This is a genomic window from Luteimonas sp. Soil_C_5 (assembly GCF_057656615.1).
The window spans coordinates 102,969-118,446 of record NZ_JBDGKA010000002.1 but is presented as its reverse complement, the minus strand read 5'-3'; the positions used below and the strand labels follow the sequence as shown (position 1 = coordinate 118,446).

The window sequence follows — 15,478 nt, the reverse complement described above, 5'->3', positions numbered from 1 at the left end:
CAAGATCCGCCGCGCGCCGTCGCATGGCGCGTTGCGGCGCGCAGCGCACGTGGACGTACGCATGCATGTCGGATCGCTTTGCCGATGACCGGCCTTGGGGCAGCGGCCAAGTCTGTGGAAACGCGACGAGCGGTCGGTGCTCTGGAGCACCGTCCCGCGCGCGCCTGCCGGCAAGCGCAGCCGGCCATCGAACAGGAAATCAGAACGGGCGCAGGCGCTCGAAGGTCAGCGTCGTCTCGTCGTGATACTGCGTCGGCCCGGTTTCGACATAGCCGAGCTTGCCAGCCAGTTTGCGCGACGGCGCGTTGTCCGGATTGATGATGCAGACGCTGCGCCCGCCGAACGGCTGCGCATCGAACCAGGCATGCATGGCCTGTGTGGCTTCGAAGGCGATGCCGCGGCCGTGGGCCTCTTTCGCGAATACCCACGCGCCTTCAGGCGATGCGGAAAACGCATCGCCGAGACCGCGCCGGAAATCCGCGAAGCCGGCGCCGCCGACGTTGCGGCCGGTCTCGCGTTCGACGACGACGAAGATGCCGAAACCGAACGCGGTCCAGTGGCCGATGTACCGCAGCAGACGGTTCCAGATGTCCTCGTCGCTCGGCACGATCGAGGTGATGTGCCGCATCACTTCGGGGTCGCGGATCATCGCGCGCAAGGCGTCGAAGTCCTCGACCGTGTGCGGGCGGAGCAGCAGACGTTCGGTCTCGATGCGCATCGCACTCAACCCGCGGGCGGCGTGCGCACCGGCACGCTGATGTTGCACAGGTCGATATGGCCGGCCGGCTGCAGATACCAGTCGTCGCGGCGGTTGCGGCGCGACTCCACCACGGCGTCGAACAGGGCCGTATCCGTGCGCAGGACCTGCAGCGGCGTGCGCTGCGCGACCGGCACGTCGGACGCCAGCCGGATCGAGCGGATCGGCGTGCGCTGCGCGGGATCTTCGTAGAAACCGAGCGGGCCGGTGCCGCGCGGCAGCACGCTCAGCAGCTCCATGCCCTGCAGCACGCGTCCCACCACGGTGATGTTGCGGTCGAGCTGCCGCGGCGACTGCCCGGTGACCACATAGAGTTCGGTGCCGTTGCTGGAATCGGGCGCCATGTCGCGGCCGGCGCCCAGCGTGCCGTAGCAGTGCGCCAGCCAGGCGCGGCCGGTGCGGGGATCGCGCGCTGCGGGAAAGCCGTCGGCGAAACCGGTTTCCGCGGCCCAGCCGTCCGGATCGGGCAGGGCATGGAAGGCGAGGCCCGACGCGGCGCGATCGAACTCGGCCGGCAACGTCGCCTGCGCGCTGCCGATCGGCTTGCCGGGCGCGCCTTCTTCGGTGATGTCGCCGAACTGCACGACGAAGTTGTCCTGCGAGCGGTACAGCGTGAGCCCGTTCCAGAACCCCTCACTGGCGAGGGTGCGGATGTTGCCGACGTGCGCGGGCGCGAAGGCCGGCGCCAGTTCGATGACCACGCGGCCGCCGGCCAGGTCCATGTACAGCAGATCCGACGGATCGGGCGTGCGCCAGTCGGCAGGCGTCGAGGCGTCCAGCAGGGCCTGGGTGCTGCGGGTTTCGACCGGACGTTCGTCGACGGTGGCGCCGCGCGCGCCCGTACATCCGGACAGGACGGACAACAGGGCGACGGACAGCACGAGGGCGCAGGGCAGGGCACGGGACGGAACGGTCGGCATGGGCGGATCCGGCAAGGTCGGGCCCCGATTGTGGCCGAGCCGCGCGCGTCGTATGACTAGCGGCACATCCGCTATAGCGAAGTCCGCACTAGTATCTGGATCGACCTAGCGGAGGTGGCCCATGGCCGACGGCCCGGATGACAGCGAACTGCAGCTGCGCAAGTTCCAGAAGGAACTGAGCGCGGGCACGGTGTCGCTGGCATTACTGGCGGTGCTGGGCAGTGCGGGCGAGCCGATGTACGGCTACCAGATCGCCAAGCGTCTCGAATCGCTCGACGGCGTGCTCAGCGGCAAACAGAGCGCGCTGTATCCGGTGCTGCGCAATCTCAGCGCGGCCGGGCTGCTCGACAGTCACGTGGAACCGTCCGTCGCCGGACCGCCGCGCCGTTACTACCGCATCACCGAGGCAGGGCGGACGACCCTGCAGCACTGGACCGCCGCGTGGCGGGCCACACGGGATTCCGTCGACGCCGTCCTGGAGGGGATACGCGAATGAAAATGCACACGCCACCGCAGAGCATCCCCGAGTACCTGGAACAGCTGCGCGTCGCGCTCACCGGCGCGGACCCCGCACTCGTGCAGGACGCGCTCTACGACGCCGAGGAATACCTGCGCTCGGAACTGGCCGAGCAACCGGGCCGTTCGGAAGCCGAAGTCATCGCCTCGGTCGCGTCGAGCTACGGGGCGCCGGACGAGGTGGCCGACATCTACCGCGATACCGAGGTCAAGGTGCAGACAGCGCTGCGGCCGCCAGCGCCAAAGCCGCGCACGTCGCTGCTCGGCCGATTCTTCGGCGTCGCCGCCGACCCGCGCACTTACGCGTCGCTGTTCTACATGGTGCTGTCGCTGGCGACCGGCATCTTCTACTTCACCTGGGTGGTCACCGGCCTGTCGGTGTCGCTGAGCCTGGTCGTCATCCTGATCGGCATTCCGCTGCTGATCCTGTTCTTCGGCTCGGTGCGGCTGCTGTCGCTGGTCGAAGGCCGCCTGGTCGAAGTGATGCTCGGCGAGCGCATGCCGCGCAGACCGCTGTACTCGGCGCGCGGTCGCAACTGGCTGCAGCGCATCGGCGACATGTTCACCGACGTGCGTACCTGGAGCACGCTGTTCTACCTGCTGCTGATGCTGCCGCTGGGCATCGTCTACTTCACGATCAACGTGACCCTGCTGTCGCTGTCGCTGAGCATGATCGCCGCGCCGCTGCTGGTATGGACCGGCATGGCGACAGCGGGTGTCAGCAATTACGGCTGGTCGGTGTTGAACTGGTCCAGCGAGTCGGGCCTGTCGACGGTCTTCCCGCTGATCGCGACCCCGCTGCTGCTGGTGACCGGCGTGCTGACCCTGTTCGCCAGCCTGCACCTGTTCCGCGGCATCGGCCGCATGCACGGCAGCATTGCCAAGCATCTGCTGGTGAAGACGGCGCAGTACAGCTGAGGGCCGCGGCCGGTCGCGTGGCGCGTGCAGACCGGCCTGCGTGTCCGCAGGGGCGCATCCGCATGCGCCTTGGCGGGGTGGCGCGTCTCGCGACTCCGCAAGGCGGACACCGCCGCGGACGCGCGCTCATGGGACGGGCCGCCTTTGCCGTGAGACCTGCGATCCGGCGGCGCTGCGGGATGGATGCCCGCCGCGTCATCTAACGCCCGTAAGGCAGCGACTGGCCGATGAGGCGATGCCCGGCTGCGGCCGTGCACGCATGTCGCACGCGCGGTGAACACGCGATCCTGGCCTTCGGCGGGGATGAACCGCCGGCGCGATCCCGCGCCCGCGCAGTGTCAGGCCGGGCGCCAAGCGGCGCCGCGGAACGCGGGCGTACGCACCCAGGCGACTAACGGACACTTCCACCCGCTGAGGTCCCGCCGCCGATGCCCGGCAGGACGTTCCCCGACGCCCACAATGCAGAAGGCCGCCCTGGGGCGGCCTTCGATGCACGGTGTGACGCGCGGTCAGACGCCGGCGACGCGCCGTGCGGACTTGAAGCGGGTGGCCCAGTAGCCGGTGTCGAGTTCGGACACCATGACGTCCTTGCCGGTGCGGGGCGCGTGGACGAAGCGGCCTTCGCCCAGATAGATGCCCACGTGGTCGATGCGGTTGCCGCGACGGCCGAAGAACACCAGGTCGCCGGCGTTCAGCGAGGCGCGCTCGACGCGCTCGCCGTTCTGCGCCATGTCGCGCGAGACGCGCGGCAGGTCGATGCCGAGGGCGGTGCGGAAGACGTAGCCGACCAGGCCGCTGCAGTCGAAGCCGCTGTCGGGGTTGGAGCCACCCCAGCGGTAGGGCGTGCCGATCAAGGTCAGGGCGCGGCGGAGCAGGGTCTCGACACGGCCGTCGGCGGCGACCGGCTTGTCCACTTCGAGGGCGATCAGCTGGTTGATGTCGCTGGCGAGCAGCATCTCGGGCTGCGCGAGCTGGACGGTCGGTGCGGAGATGGCCTTGGCGACCGAAGTGGCCTGGGACAGTTCGAGCTGGTCGGCGGAGTCGCCGGCGAGGCCGGGGCCTGCGAAAACGGGTGCGGCGGCGAGGGTGAGAACACTGGCGACGACGGCATTGCGAAGGCGGCTGTGGCGGGTGGCGCGGGCGCCTGGCGTTGCGTCTGTCTTCGTCACGTGGGTTTCACTTGTCGCGGACCAGCGGCGGAAGCTACCGGACGAAGGTGCAGAAGTTGTTAAATGAAAATTAATGAATGCGACTAAGTGCTCGTTTTTGATCACAATTCAGTGAAGAACGCGTCGAGACCCCGTGTAGGCGCGGCGCCAGTAGGTGCCGTCCAGATGGTCCAGCCGGACCGTGCCGCCGGTGCTGGGGGCGTGGACGAACCGGCCTTCGCCGACATAGATGCCGACGTGGGTGACGCTGGCCCCGCTGCCGAAGAACACCAGATCACCGGCCACCAGCCGACCGGCGTCGATCTTCGGGCCCTGGTAGGCGTAGAGCTCGCGCGAGGTACGCGGCAAGCGCAGGTCCAGCATGTCGCGGAAGACGTAATTGACCAGGCCGCTGCAGTCGAAGCCGCCCTCGGGCGTATTGCCGCCGTAGCGGTAGGGCGTGCCGACCAGGCTGATCGCGCGCATCAGCACCGCATTGGCGGCCGCCGGGTTCGACGGCGCGATCGGCGTCCAGTCGCGGGACGGAGCCGGGGTCGACGCCGCGGGTGGCGCAGTGGGGCGCACGTCGGGTCGTCCACAGCCGGCGAGGGCGAAGGTGACCAGTCCCAGTGCCAGGATGCGGCGCATGGTTGGCGTGGATGTGGCGGAGTCCGGATAATGCAGGGTCGGGGGCACGAGGCGCGTCCGTCGGCGAACAGCCGGCATCGTGCCGCAATCCCGCCTTTTTCCTCAAGCGGCGTCGTCCGCGTTACCGGGTAATCCAATGAAGATCGAGAAAGACCGCGTCGTCCGTTTCCATTACAGCGTCGCCGAAGCCGGCCAGGAGCCGGTGGAAACCTCGCGCGACCGTGACCCGCTGGCCATCCTGTTCGGCCACGGCAACATCATCCCGGGTCTGGAAAAGGCGATGGACGGTCACGAGGCCGGCGACACCTTCAAGGCCGACGTGACCGCTGCCGATGCCTACGGCGAGCGTCGCGAGGGCATGGGCCAGCGCGTGCCCAAGAAGCACTTTGGCGCGCAGAAGCTCGCCCCCGGCCAGCAGGTCGTGCTCAACACCAGCTTCGGCCCGCGTGCGGTGACGATCGAGAAGGTCGGCATGAGCGTGGTCGACGTCGACCTCAACCATCCGATGGCCGGCAAGGACCTGCAGTTCGACATCGAGATCGTCGAAGTGCGCGAAGCGTCGAAGGAAGAGATCGAGCACGGCCACGTGCACGGCGACGGCGGCCACCAGCACTGAGTCCACACCGCGGCATGCCGTCCGGCGTGTCGCGTCCGCGGTCCGGGCCATCGATCGCGGTGGCCGGGCCCCGACTGGAAGAACGAGGACGATGCAGGCGCAGACCGCAATGCTGGGCCCGGTGGCGACACGCGACCGGCTGACGGTCATGGACATGCTGCGCGGCGTTGCGCTGCTCGGCGTGTTCGCGATGAACATCGAATGGTTCTCGCGGCCGTTGCAGGCGATGGGCAGCGGCATCCCGGCCGATGCCACGGGTCTCGACCATGCGGTCGCCTGGGGCGTGCACGTGCTGGTCGCCGGCAAGTTCTGGACGATGTTCTCGCTGCTGTTCGGGATGGGGTTCGTGCTGATGGCCGACCGCATCGCGGCCGCCGGGCGCGTCGTCGAACGGGTCTTCGCGCGGCGCATGGCAGCGTTGCTGGTCTTCGGCCTGCTGCACATCGCGCTGCTGTGGCCGGGCGACATCCTGCATACCTACGCGGCGGCCGGTCTGCTGCTGATGGTGCTGCGTGGGCTGTCGCCGACGTGGCAACTGATGCTGGGTCTCGGGCTGTACGTCGGCATGGGTCTGTTCTACCTGGCCAACGCGGCGATGCTGCTGGTGGTGCCCGAGGCCCTGATGGCCGGCCTGCGCGCGGAATTCGCGGCGGCGGCGGCCAATGCGGCCGTGGTCTATCCCGACGGCGGATTCGCGGCGATCACCGCGCGCCGGGTGCTGGATTACGTGCAGGTCGGCCTGCAGGGCCAGATGATCCTGGTGCCGATGGCGGCCGGTGTGTTCCTGGTCGGCAGCTGGCTGATGCGCGGTGGCTGGCTGCACGATCCGGCGGCGCATCGTCGCTTCTGGGGGCGGCTGCTCGCGGTCACGCTGCCGGTCGGCGTGTTGCTCACCGGCGCCGGCGTCGCCCTGGGCACAACCTTCGAGGACGGCGTATTCGATCCGCGCGCGATGGCGTCGGCGGCGCTGATGCTGCTGGGCGCGCTGCCGCTGTCGCTGTCCTATGTGGCGCTGCTGGTGCTGGCCTGGTCGTCCGTCCGCGGCGCGCGCGTGCTCGGCGTGTTCGCACCGGCAGGGCGCATGGCCTTGACGCATTACCTCGGCCAGTCGCTGATCTGTTCGCTGCTGTTCTACGGCTACGGATTCGGCCTGTGGGGCGAGCTCGGCCGTACAGCGCAGACCGGCGTGGTGCTGCTGGTGTTCGCGCTGCAGGTCGCGGTCAGCCATGTCTGGCTGACCCGGCATCGCTACGGCCCGATGGAATGGCTGTGGCGTTGGGCCACCTACGGCCGGCGTCCGCAGTGGTCGCGCGTCGCGGCGGTGCCGGCATGACGCCTGGGACCGTGGCATGAGCGCGCGCGACGACGTGCTGATCGTCGGCGGCGGGGTCATCGGCCTCGCCAGCGGGCTGGCCCTGCTGCAGGCCGGACGCCGCGTGCGCGTGCTCGAAGCGGGCACCGCCGGTTGCGGCAGTTCGCACGGCAACTGCGGCACGATCACGCCCAGCCATGCCGCGCCGCTGGCCGCGCCCGGCACGATCGGCAAGGCGCTGCGCTGGATGTTCACGCCGGATGCGCCGTTCCGCGTGAGTCCGCGCTTCGATCCCGCGCTGTGGGCCTGGATGATCGGCTTCGCACGGCGCTGCAACCGGCGCGACTGGCTGCGGGCGATGCAGGCGCGGGCGACGATCCTGCAGGCCTCGCGCGCGGCGTTTCCGGACTGGATCGCCGCGCACGGCATCGACTGCGAGTTCGAGCCGTCCGGTGTGGATCACGTCTACCGCGACCGCGCGCAGTTCGATGCCTTCGCCGACGAGGCCGCGCAGCTGCGTGCGCTGGGCATCCCGGTGGAGACGATCGACGGTGCGGCCTATCTGCGCGAGGAGCCGGCGCTGCGCGAAGGCGTGGTCGGCGCGGTGCGGTTCGCCGGCGATGCGCGTCTGCGTCCCGACCGCTACGTCGCCGGCCTGGCGCAAGCGTTCCGCGCCGCAGGTGGCGTGCTGCTCGAAGACTGCGAAGTGCTGACCGCCGAAGAGACCGGCGACGGCGTGCGTGTGACCACCACGCAGGGCGCGTTCGACGGACGTGACCTGCTGCTGGCCACCGGCGCCTGGTCGCCGCTGCTGGCGCGGAGCCTGCAGCTGCGCGTGCCGGTGCAGCCGGGCAAGGGCTATTCGATCACCTATTCGCGGCCGTCGCTGACACCGCGGCGCCCGATGGTGCTGCACGAGCGCAGCGTCTGCGTCACCGTCTGGGACAGCGGATTCCGCATCGGCAGCACGATGGAGTTCTCCGGCTACGACCGCTCGCTCAACCGCGTGCGCCTCGATGCGCTGGAACGCGGCGCCGGTGAATACCTGCACGTGCCGGTGGGCCCTGTGCGCGAAGAAGAGTGGTACGGCTGGCGCCCGGTGAGCGTCGACGACATGCCATTGATCGGTCCGGCGCCCGGTCGCCGTCACGTCTGGCTCGCCACCGGCCATGGCATGCTCGGGGTCAGCATGAGTGTCGCCACTGCCCACCTGGTCCGCGATCTGATCTGCGGACGCCAGACCGCCTTCGACCCGTCTCCCTACGCGCCGGCGCGCTTCGCGTGAGCGCGCCGCGCCCGGACGATGCGGCCCTGCTGCATTTCGATCTGATCGTGCTGGGCGGTGGCTCCGGCGGCCTGGCTGCGGCGTTCCGCGCGGCCGAACACGGACAGCGCGTCGCGCTGGTCGAGCCGGATGCGCTCGGCGGTACCTGCGTCAACGTCGGCTGCGTGCCGAAGAAGGCGATGTGGCTCGCGGCCGATCTCGGCGCGCGCATCGCCCAGGGTGCGCAACTGGGATTCGATCTGCCGGCCGACGGGCGTGTCGCCTTCGACTGGCCGATGTTCATCACCGATCGCCAGCGCTACATCCACGGCATCCACGACAGCTACCGCAAGCGGCTCGATCGCGACGGCATCTTCGTGCTGCCTGCGCGCGGACGCCTGGCGGGGCCGGGCCGGGTCGAATGCGATGACGGCACCTGTCTGGCCGCGCCGCACATCGTGCTCGCCACCGGCTCGTCGCCGCAGCGGCCGGACATCCCCGGCGCGTCGCTGGGCGCGGTGTCCGACGATTTCTTCGCCTGGTGCGGGGCGCCGCCGCGCGTCGCCATCATCGGCGGCGGCTACATCGCGATCGAACTGGCCGGCGTGCTGCAGGCGCTGGGCAGCCAGGTCGATGTCTACGTCCGCGACCAGCGGCTGCTGCGCCAGGCCGACGCCGAGATCGTCCTGCAGCTGCAGGAAAACTACCGCCAGCAGGGCGTCGAGCTGGTGTTCGGCTACGGGCTCAAGGCGCTGCATCGCAGCGACGACGGCCGCCTGCGGCTCGAGGCCGAGGACGGCAGCGTGCAGGACGGCTACGACGAGGTCCTGTTCGCGACCGGACGCGGGCCCAATACCGGCGACATCGGGCTGGAAACCGTCGGCATCACGCCCGATGCCAATGGCGACATTCCGGTCGATGCCTGGCAGGCCACGCCGGCGCCGGGTGTCTATGCGGTCGGCGACATCTGCGGCTGCGGGCCGGCGTTGACGCCGGTCGCGATCGCCGCGGCGCGGCGCCTGTGCGACCGCCTGTTCGGCGGCCGCCCCGACGCGAAGCTCGATACCGCGAACGTGCCCTCGGTGGTGTTCTCGCATCCGCCGCTGGCGATGGTCGGGCTGACCGAGGCCGAGGCCCGGGAACAGCACGGCGACGACGTGCACATCTACCGCAGCAACTTCCGTCCGATGCGCGAGGCGCTGGCCGAATCGAACCAGCGCAGCCTGTTCAAGCTGGTCTGCGTGGGTACCGAGCGCCGCGTGGTCGGCCTGCATCTGCTGGGCGATGCCGCCGACGAGATCCTGCAGGGCTTCGCGGTCGCGCTCAAACGCGGCATCACCCTCGACGACCTGCACGACACGATCGCGATCCACCCGACCAGCGCCGAGGAAGTGGTGCTGATGCGCTGAGCCGGGCGGCGACCGGCCTACAATGCGGCCATGCGCACCGACCTGCTCGACCTCCATCGCGGCGACGCGCCGCTGCTGATCAGCATTCCGCACAACGGCACCCGCGTGCCCGACGCGATCGCCTCGCGGCTGACGGATGAAGCCCGCCGCGTGCCCGACACCGACTGGCACGTCGCCGATCTCTACGCGTTCGCCAGAGCACTCGGCGCCTCGTTGCTGGTGCCCACGCATTCGCGGTACGTCGTCGACCTCAACCGGTCCGAGGACGACGTCTCGCTGTATCCCGGCCAGAACACGACCGGCCTGTGTCCCGTCGTGCGCTTCGATGGCGGCCCGGTGTACCGCGATGGCGGCGCGCCCGACGCGGCCGAGATCGCCGGACGCGTCGACACGTACTGGCGGCCGTATCACGCCGCGCTGGCCGGCGAACTGGCGCGCCTGCGCGCGCTGCACGGACGCGTCGTGCTGTGGGAGGCGCATTCGATCCGCGGCACGCTGCCGTTCCTGTTCGAGGGCCGGCTGCCGGACCTCAATCTCGGCACCGCCAGTGGCGCGAGCTGCAGCGCGGCCCTGCAGGCGACGCTCGGCGATGTACTGGCCGCGCAGTCCAGTTACGACGCGGTCGTCAACGGCCGCTTCAAGGGCGGCCACATCACCCGCCATTACGGCCAGCCCGCTGCGGGTGTCGAAGCGGTGCAGCTGGAGATCAGCCAGCGCTGCTACATGGACGAGGCCACGTTCGACTGGGACGCCGGCCGCGCCGCCGCGCTGACGCCGGTGCTGCAGGCGCTGCTGACGGCCGCGATCGGACACGCGCGCCGCGCATGAGCCGCACCGGCCCGCGGCGCACGTCGGACGCGGGCCGCAGCGCACGCGACGCGGCGCTGCTGCGGCCGTTCCGGCCGATGCTGTGGCTGGTCGCGGCCGCGGTGTTCATGCAGATGCTGGACACCACGATCGTCAACACGGCGCTGCCGTCGATGGCCGTGGATCTGGGGCAGTCGCCGCTGCGGATGCAGTCGGTCGTCGTCGCCTACGCGCTGACGGTCGCGATGCTGATCCCGGCCTCGGGCTGGCTGGCTGACCGGTTCGGCACGCGTCGGCTGTTCGTCTCGGCGATCGTGCTGTTCACCGTGGGCTCGCTGGCCTGCGCGCTGTCGCAGGATCTCGATGCGCTGGTCGCCTCGCGCGTGCTGCAGGGCATCGGTGGCGCGATGATGATGCCGGTCGGGCGACTGGCCGTGTTGCGCGCGGTGCCGCGCACGGCGTTTCTGGCGGCGATGAGTTTCGTCACCGTGCCGGGGCTCATCGGTCCGCTGATCGGCCCGGCGCTCGGGGGCTGGCTGGCCGATGTCGCGTCCTGGCACTGGATCTTCCTGATCAACCTGCCGCTGGGCGTGGTCGGCGCGATCGCGGCCCTGAAGTGGATGCCCGACCTGCGCGCGCCGGTCTCGCGCTTCGACCTGCCGGGCTACGGCCTGCTGGCCTTCGGCATGATCGCGGTGTCGCTGTCGGTCGAGGCGCTGTCGGGCCATGCGGCGCGCCATGCCGCGCTGGTGGTGCTGCTGGTCACCGGGCTGGCGGCGCTGGTCGCGTACTGGCTGCATGCGGCGCGCGCGGTCGCGCCGCTGTTTCCCTTGTCGGTGTTCCGCACGCGCAGCTTCAGCGTCGGCCTGCTCGGCAACCTGTTCGCGCGCCTCGGCAGCAGCGGCATGCCGTACATGATTCCGCTGCTGCTGCAGGTCGCGCTCGGCTTTCCGCCGACGCAGGCCGGCCTGATGATGATTCCGGTTGCGCTGGCGGGCATGTTCTCCAAGCGCATCGTCGTGCCGCTGGTGCAGCGCTTCGGTTACCGCAACGTGCTGGTGGTCAACACCGTGCTGACCGGGCTCACGATGGCGAGCTTCGCGCTGGTCGATGCGGGCCAGCCGGTGTGGCTGCACGTGCTGCAGTTCGCGGTGTTCGGCGCGGTCAACTCGCTGCAGTTCACCGCCATGAACACCCTGGCCCTGCGGGATCTGTCCGGTCCCGAGGCGAGCGCGGGCAACAGCCTGCTGTCGATGGTGATGATGCTGGCGATGAGCCTGGGCGTCGCCACGGCGGGCGGCCTGCTGGGCGCCTTCAGCGGTGAGCCGGTGGATGCGACGCCGGTGCTGGCCGCGTTCCGCTGGACCTTCGTCTGCATCGGCGCGCTGACCCTGGCGTCGGCGGCGATCTTCGCCCAGCTCGGCCCCACGCATCGGATTCCCGACAAGGTCGTCGGCACCACCGAGCAGCATTGACGGCTGCGCCCTCGGCTTCATCGGCAGCACCCGACTGCAGACGCGGGCGAAGCCGGCACGGCCCGGTTCCGGTCACCGCATCAGCAGGCCGGGCAACTGCAGCGCGAGCGGCACGGTGACGATGGCGAGCAGCGTCTGCAGGGTGATCAGAGACGCCATCAGCGGCGCATCGCCGCCCATCTGGCGCGCCATGATGTAGGCGTTGGAGGCCGCCGGCAGCGCCGCGTAGAAACAGGCCGCGCGGGTGACATCCGCATCGGCGCCGAGCGCGCGGCAGACGAGTACCGCCAGCACCGGCAGCGCCACGAGCTTCAGGACCGATGTGGTGACCAGCGCGACCGGACGCGCCGCCGACCAGCGGAAATCCAGACCGCCGCCGACGCAGAGCAGGCCCAGCGCGAGCGACGCGCTGCCGACGATGTCGAGCCCGTTGCCGAGCGGCGCCGGCACCGTCACGCCGATGACGTTCACCAGGCCGCCGGCCACCGTGGCCAGGATGATCGGGTTCTGCGCCAGCATCGCGCCGATGCGCGCCAGGCCGACGCGGGTGCCGCCCCACCACGCCAGCGCGACCACGGCGACGACGTTCACCACCGGCAGGCAGATCGCCAGCGCCAGCATCACCAGCGCGGCGGCATCGTCCTCGAACAGCAGCGAGGCGACCGCGAGGCCGAAATAGGTGCTCGGACGCACGGCGCCCTGGATGATCGACGAGCGGCTGGGGTCGGGCAGGCGACGGATGAAGCGCAGCGCCAGCACCAGCAGCGCGACCATCGCCAGCGTCGGCAGCAGGGTGGCCGCGGTCAGGTCGCGCAGCGCGCCGCCGGAAAATTCCAGCCGCGCGGTATTGATGAAGAGCAGGGCCGGAAACGCGACGTAGAACGAGAACCACTCGATCGCCGGGAAGAAGCCCTCGGGCGTCCAGCGGCTGCGGCGCAGCCAGACGCCGAGCAGGACGATCAACAGGACGGGGATGGTGTAGTCGAGCATCGGTCAGGCGATGCGGCCGGGCAGGGCGGCGTGATCCGCCGCCACGTTGCACGTCAGTGCAGAGGCGAGCGCCGCCCGGTCCAACGATGCAGGCACGTCCCGCGATCGCCGGGGTGCCCGCGCCGTCGCCGCGGCAAGGTGGAAGGCGTCGCCGTCAGACTTCCAGCGTTGCCAGATCACCCTTGGTCTCCAGCCACGCCTTGCGGTCGCCGGCGCGCTTCTTCGCCAGCAGCATGTCGATCAGCGAATGCGTCTGCAGGCTGTCGTCGTCGGTCAGCTGCACCAGGCGGCGCGTGTCGGGATGGATCGCCGATTCACGCAGCTGCGAGGGATTCATTTCGCCCAGACCCTTGAAGCGGGTCACGTTGATCTGGCCCTTGAGCTTCTCGCGCGCGATCTTCTCGAGCAGCAGGCGCTTCTCTTCCTCGTCGAGCGCGTAGAAGACCTGCTTGCCCACGTCGACGCGGAACAGCGGCGGCATCGCGACGAAGATGTTGCCGGCCGCGACCAGCGCCGGGAAATGGCGCAGGAAGAGCGCGCACAGCAGCGTCGCGATGTGCAGGCCGTCGGAGTCGGCGTCGGCCAGGATCACGACCTTGCCGTAGCGCAGACCGGCGATGTCCTCCTTGCCCGGATCGCAGCCGATCGCGATCGCCAGGTTGTGCACTTCCTCCGAGCCCAGCACCGAGGTGCTGGCCACTTCCCAGGTATTGAGGATCTTGCCGCGCAGCGGGAGGATCGCCTGGAAGTCCTTGTCGCGCGCCTGCTTGGCGCTGCCGCCGGCCGAGTCGCCCTCGACGAGGAACAGTTCGGTACGCGAGAGATCCTGGCTGATGCAGTCGGCCAGCTTGCCCGGCAGCGCCGGACCCTGGGTGACCTTCTTGCGGACGATCTGCTTCTCGGTCTTGAGCCGCGCGCTGGCGCGGTCGATCGCGAGCTGGGCGATCTTCTCGCCCAGATCCGTGTGCTGGTTGAGCCACAGGCTGAAGGCGTCGTGCGCGGCGCCTTCGACGAAGCCCGCGGCCTGGCGCGACGACAGCCGCTCCTTGGTCTGGCCGGAGAACTGCGGGTCGGTCATCTTCATCGACAGCACGAAGGCGACGCGGTCCCAGACATCTTCCGGCGCCAGCTTGACGCCTCTGGGGAGCAGATTGCGGAAATCGCAGAACTCGCGCAGCGCGTCGGTGAAGCCGGTGCGCAGGCCGTTGACGTGGGTGCCGTGCTGCGCGGTCGGGATCAGATTGACGTAGCTCTCCTGCACCAGCTCGCCGTCGACCACCCACGCGACTGCCCAGTCGACGGTCTCGGTGTCCTTCTTCAGTGCGCCGACGAACAGCTCCGGCGGCAGCAGTTCGCGTTCGGCCAGTTCGCCCTTGAGGTAATCGCGCAGACCGTCCTCGAACAGCCACTGGTCGCGCTCGCCGGTGGCTTCGTCGAGCAGGGTCACGGTCAGGCCGGGGCACAGCACGGCCTTGGCGCGCAGCAGATGACGCAGGGCGCGCACGCTGAACTTCGGGCTGTCGAAATACTTCGGGTCGGCCCAGAAGCGCACGCGCGTGCCGGTGTTCTTCTTGCCCACCGTGCCGACCACTTCCAGCGGCGACGCGCGGTCGCCGTCGCGGAAGGTGATGCGGTGTTCGTTGCCGTCGCGCTTGATGTGTACTTCCACCAGCGTCGACAGCGCATTGACCACGCTGACGCCGACGCCGTGCAGGCCGCCGCTGAAGGTGTAGTTCTTGTTGCTGAACTTTCCGCCCGCGTGCAGGCGCGTGAGGATCAGCTCGACGCCCGGAATCTTTTCTTCCGGGTGGATGTCGACCGGCATGCCGCGGCCGTCGTCGGACACCTCGCAGCTGCCATCCTTGAACAGCGTGACGGCGATCTCGCGGGCGTGTCCGGCCAGCGCTTCGTCGACGGCGTTGTCGATGACTTCCTGCGCCAGATGGTTCGGGCGCGTGGTGTCGGTGTACATGCCGGGGCGGCGCTTGACCGGATCCAGGCCGGAGAGGACTTCGATGTCGGCGGCGTTGTAACGGGTGTTCATGCGAGCCCGGAGCGGAGAGACCGGCGCATGGTAATGGATCGGGCCTGGACCCACCTCGATGCGCACGAACGGGCGGAATCCCGCCACGACCGCATGTAAGCGATTGCAGTTCCGTTACCCCTGTGTGGACGCGATGTAATGCGGCCGTTGTTCAGGCTGAAGCCGGTTGTGGCTGGCTAGGTTGGACCTGTCGACGGCGGCATGCATCGACACTTCGCCGGCCATCCCCCTGATCCATGCCGGCGTGATTGATCCCCTTTCAGCTGTTCTTTCATCCGTTCCAGGGAGAGTCCAATGAAGACCCGCAACGTACTGTTCGCCGCCATCGTCGCCACCGCCTTCGCCGCGCCGGCCTTCGCGCAGGACGCGACCATCGACCAGCAGGCCCGCGCCGCGCAGGCCGCCGCCCAGCAGGCCGAGACCGATGCGCAGACCGCCGAGGCCGCCGCCCAGGCTGCCGAGAACGCCGCGGTCGAGAGCACCTACGCGTCAGACGCCGTGAACGAGGCCTATGACGCCCAGGCCGAGGCCGAGCAGCAGGCTACCCAGGTCGAAGAGGAAGAAGAGGAAGATCCGGCCTGATTCCAGCGCCCGCATCCCCTTCGCGACGCCCCGGCCAGCCCGGGGCGTTCGCATTTTCCGGCCCCGCGTGGC

The 15,478-nt window shown here is 69.7% G+C and carries 15 protein-coding genes; 9 read left to right on the top strand and 6 right to left on the bottom strand.

Features of this window, described 5'->3' with window-relative positions:
• Nucleotides 1-199: 199 nt before the first annotated feature.
• Nucleotides 200-718: a GNAT family N-acetyltransferase gene (locus tag AC3A5K_RS04975; RefSeq protein WP_487616415.1), complete on the bottom strand. Its 519-nt coding sequence runs from the start codon at nucleotides 716-718 to the stop codon at nucleotides 200-202.
• Between the two features lie 5 nt (nucleotides 719-723).
• Nucleotides 724-1,677 carry a peptidylprolyl isomerase gene (locus AC3A5K_RS04970; protein WP_487616414.1) on the bottom strand — a complete coding sequence of 318 codons (954 nt, stop codon included), beginning with the start codon at nucleotides 1,675-1,677 and terminating at the stop codon, nucleotides 724-726.
• A 121-nt stretch (nucleotides 1,678-1,798) separates the two neighbouring features.
• On the opposite strand from AC3A5K_RS04970, the gene AC3A5K_RS04965 reads away from it, so the two are divergent.
• Nucleotides 1,799-2,173, top strand: a complete 375-nt coding sequence (locus AC3A5K_RS04965) for a PadR family transcriptional regulator (RefSeq protein WP_487616413.1) — start codon at nucleotides 1,799-1,801, stop codon at nucleotides 2,171-2,173.
• Complete coding sequence (locus tag AC3A5K_RS04960; RefSeq protein ID WP_487616412.1) at nucleotides 2,170-3,111, top strand: sensor domain-containing protein; 942 nt, start codon at nucleotides 2,170-2,172, stop codon at nucleotides 3,109-3,111. The genes AC3A5K_RS04965 and AC3A5K_RS04960 overlap by 4 nt, the downstream gene beginning before the upstream one ends.
• A gap of 509 nt (nucleotides 3,112-3,620) precedes the next feature.
• Here AC3A5K_RS04960 and AC3A5K_RS04955 read toward each other — a convergent pair.
• Nucleotides 3,621-4,280 carry a C40 family peptidase gene (locus AC3A5K_RS04955; protein ID WP_487616411.1) on the bottom strand — a complete coding sequence of 220 codons (660 nt, stop codon included), beginning with the start codon at nucleotides 4,278-4,280 and terminating at the stop codon, nucleotides 3,621-3,623.
• Between the two features lie 108 nt (nucleotides 4,281-4,388).
• Nucleotides 4,389-4,907, bottom strand: coding sequence for a C40 family peptidase (locus AC3A5K_RS04950; protein ID WP_487616410.1), 519 nt, complete (start codon nucleotides 4,905-4,907; stop codon nucleotides 4,389-4,391).
• Between the two features lie 136 nt (nucleotides 4,908-5,043).
• Between AC3A5K_RS04950 and AC3A5K_RS04945 the strand changes: the two genes are divergently transcribed.
• The 6 genes from AC3A5K_RS04945 (at nucleotide 5,044) to mdtD (ending at nucleotide 11,790) form a co-directional block, all read left to right on the top strand.
• Complete coding sequence (locus AC3A5K_RS04945) at nucleotides 5,044-5,523, top strand: FKBP-type peptidyl-prolyl cis-trans isomerase (protein WP_487616409.1); 480 nt, start codon at nucleotides 5,044-5,046, stop codon at nucleotides 5,521-5,523.
• A gap of 91 nt (nucleotides 5,524-5,614) precedes the next feature.
• Nucleotides 5,615-6,856, top strand: coding sequence for a DUF418 domain-containing protein (locus AC3A5K_RS04940; protein WP_487616408.1), 1,242 nt, complete (start codon nucleotides 5,615-5,617; stop codon nucleotides 6,854-6,856).
• A gap of 16 nt (nucleotides 6,857-6,872) precedes the next feature.
• Nucleotides 6,873-8,120, top strand: a complete 1,248-nt coding sequence (locus tag AC3A5K_RS04935) for an NAD(P)/FAD-dependent oxidoreductase (RefSeq protein WP_487616407.1) — start codon at nucleotides 6,873-6,875, stop codon at nucleotides 8,118-8,120.
• Nucleotides 8,117-9,508 (top strand): glutathione-disulfide reductase, encoded by a 1,392-nt coding sequence (gene gorA / locus AC3A5K_RS04930; RefSeq protein WP_487616406.1) that lies wholly within the window; start codon nucleotides 8,117-8,119, stop codon nucleotides 9,506-9,508. Before AC3A5K_RS04935 ends, gorA begins: the two co-directional genes overlap by 4 nt.
• Before the next feature lie 30 nt (nucleotides 9,509-9,538).
• Entirely contained in the window at nucleotides 9,539-10,336 is a 798-nt protein-coding gene (hutG, locus tag AC3A5K_RS04925) for an N-formylglutamate deformylase (protein WP_487616405.1), read from the top strand.
• A 77-nt stretch (nucleotides 10,337-10,413) separates the two neighbouring features.
• Nucleotides 10,414-11,790, top strand: a complete 1,377-nt coding sequence (gene mdtD, locus AC3A5K_RS04920) for a multidrug transporter subunit MdtD (protein WP_487617054.1) — start codon at nucleotides 10,414-10,416, stop codon at nucleotides 11,788-11,790.
• 72 nt (nucleotides 11,791-11,862) lie between these two features.
• Here mdtD and AC3A5K_RS04915 read toward each other — a convergent pair whose 3' ends face one another.
• Nucleotides 11,863-12,780 (bottom strand): AEC family transporter, encoded by a 918-nt coding sequence (locus tag AC3A5K_RS04915; protein ID WP_487616404.1) that lies wholly within the window; start codon nucleotides 12,778-12,780, stop codon nucleotides 11,863-11,865.
• 154 nt (nucleotides 12,781-12,934) lie between these two features.
• A complete protein-coding gene (parE, locus tag AC3A5K_RS04910) occupies nucleotides 12,935-14,824 on the bottom strand; it encodes a DNA topoisomerase IV subunit B (RefSeq protein ID WP_487616403.1) in 1,890 nt (629 codons plus the stop codon).
• A gap of 294 nt (nucleotides 14,825-15,118) precedes the next feature.
• Here parE and AC3A5K_RS04905 point away from each other — a divergent pair, with 294 nt between their 5' ends.
• The gene (locus AC3A5K_RS04905; RefSeq protein WP_487616402.1) at nucleotides 15,119-15,406 is read left to right on the top strand and encodes a hypothetical protein; all 288 of its coding nucleotides are present in this window, start codon (nucleotides 15,119-15,121) and stop codon (nucleotides 15,404-15,406) included.
• Nucleotides 15,407-15,478: the final 72 nt, after the last annotated feature.

What these genes read in the sequence shown, in the direction of transcription:
- AC3A5K_RS04975 (WP_487616415.1), bottom strand. Translation starts at nt 718, where the DNA reads ATGCGCATCGAGACCGAACGTCTGCTGCTCCGCCCGCACACGGTCGAG.
- AC3A5K_RS04940 (WP_487616408.1), top strand. Translation starts at nt 5,615, where the DNA reads ATGCAGGCGCAGACCGCAATGCTGGGCCCGGTGGCGACACGCGACCGG.
- AC3A5K_RS04960 (WP_487616412.1), top strand. Translation starts at nt 2,170, where the DNA reads ATGAAAATGCACACGCCACCGCAGAGCATCCCCGAGTACCTGGAACAG.
- AC3A5K_RS04965 (WP_487616413.1), top strand. Translation starts at nt 1,799, where the DNA reads ATGGCCGACGGCCCGGATGACAGCGAACTGCAGCTGCGCAAGTTCCAG.
- AC3A5K_RS04970 (WP_487616414.1), bottom strand. Translation starts at nt 1,677, where the DNA reads ATGCCGACCGTTCCGTCCCGTGCCCTGCCCTGCGCCCTCGTGCTGTCC.
- AC3A5K_RS04935 (WP_487616407.1), top strand. Translation starts at nt 6,873, where the DNA reads ATGAGCGCGCGCGACGACGTGCTGATCGTCGGCGGCGGGGTCATCGGC.
- AC3A5K_RS04945 (WP_487616409.1), top strand. Translation starts at nt 5,044, where the DNA reads ATGAAGATCGAGAAAGACCGCGTCGTCCGTTTCCATTACAGCGTCGCC.
- AC3A5K_RS04905 (WP_487616402.1), top strand. Translation starts at nt 15,119, where the DNA reads ATGAAGACCCGCAACGTACTGTTCGCCGCCATCGTCGCCACCGCCTTC.
- parE (WP_487616403.1), bottom strand. Translation starts at nt 14,824, where the DNA reads ATGAACACCCGTTACAACGCCGCCGACATCGAAGTCCTCTCCGGCCTG.
- AC3A5K_RS04915 (WP_487616404.1), bottom strand. Translation starts at nt 12,780, where the DNA reads ATGCTCGACTACACCATCCCCGTCCTGTTGATCGTCCTGCTCGGCGTC.
- hutG (WP_487616405.1), top strand. Translation starts at nt 9,539, where the DNA reads ATGCGCACCGACCTGCTCGACCTCCATCGCGGCGACGCGCCGCTGCTG.
- AC3A5K_RS04950 (WP_487616410.1), bottom strand. Translation starts at nt 4,907, where the DNA reads ATGCGCCGCATCCTGGCACTGGGACTGGTCACCTTCGCCCTCGCCGGC.
- mdtD (WP_487617054.1), top strand. Translation starts at nt 10,414, where the DNA reads ATGCTGTGGCTGGTCGCGGCCGCGGTGTTCATGCAGATGCTGGACACC.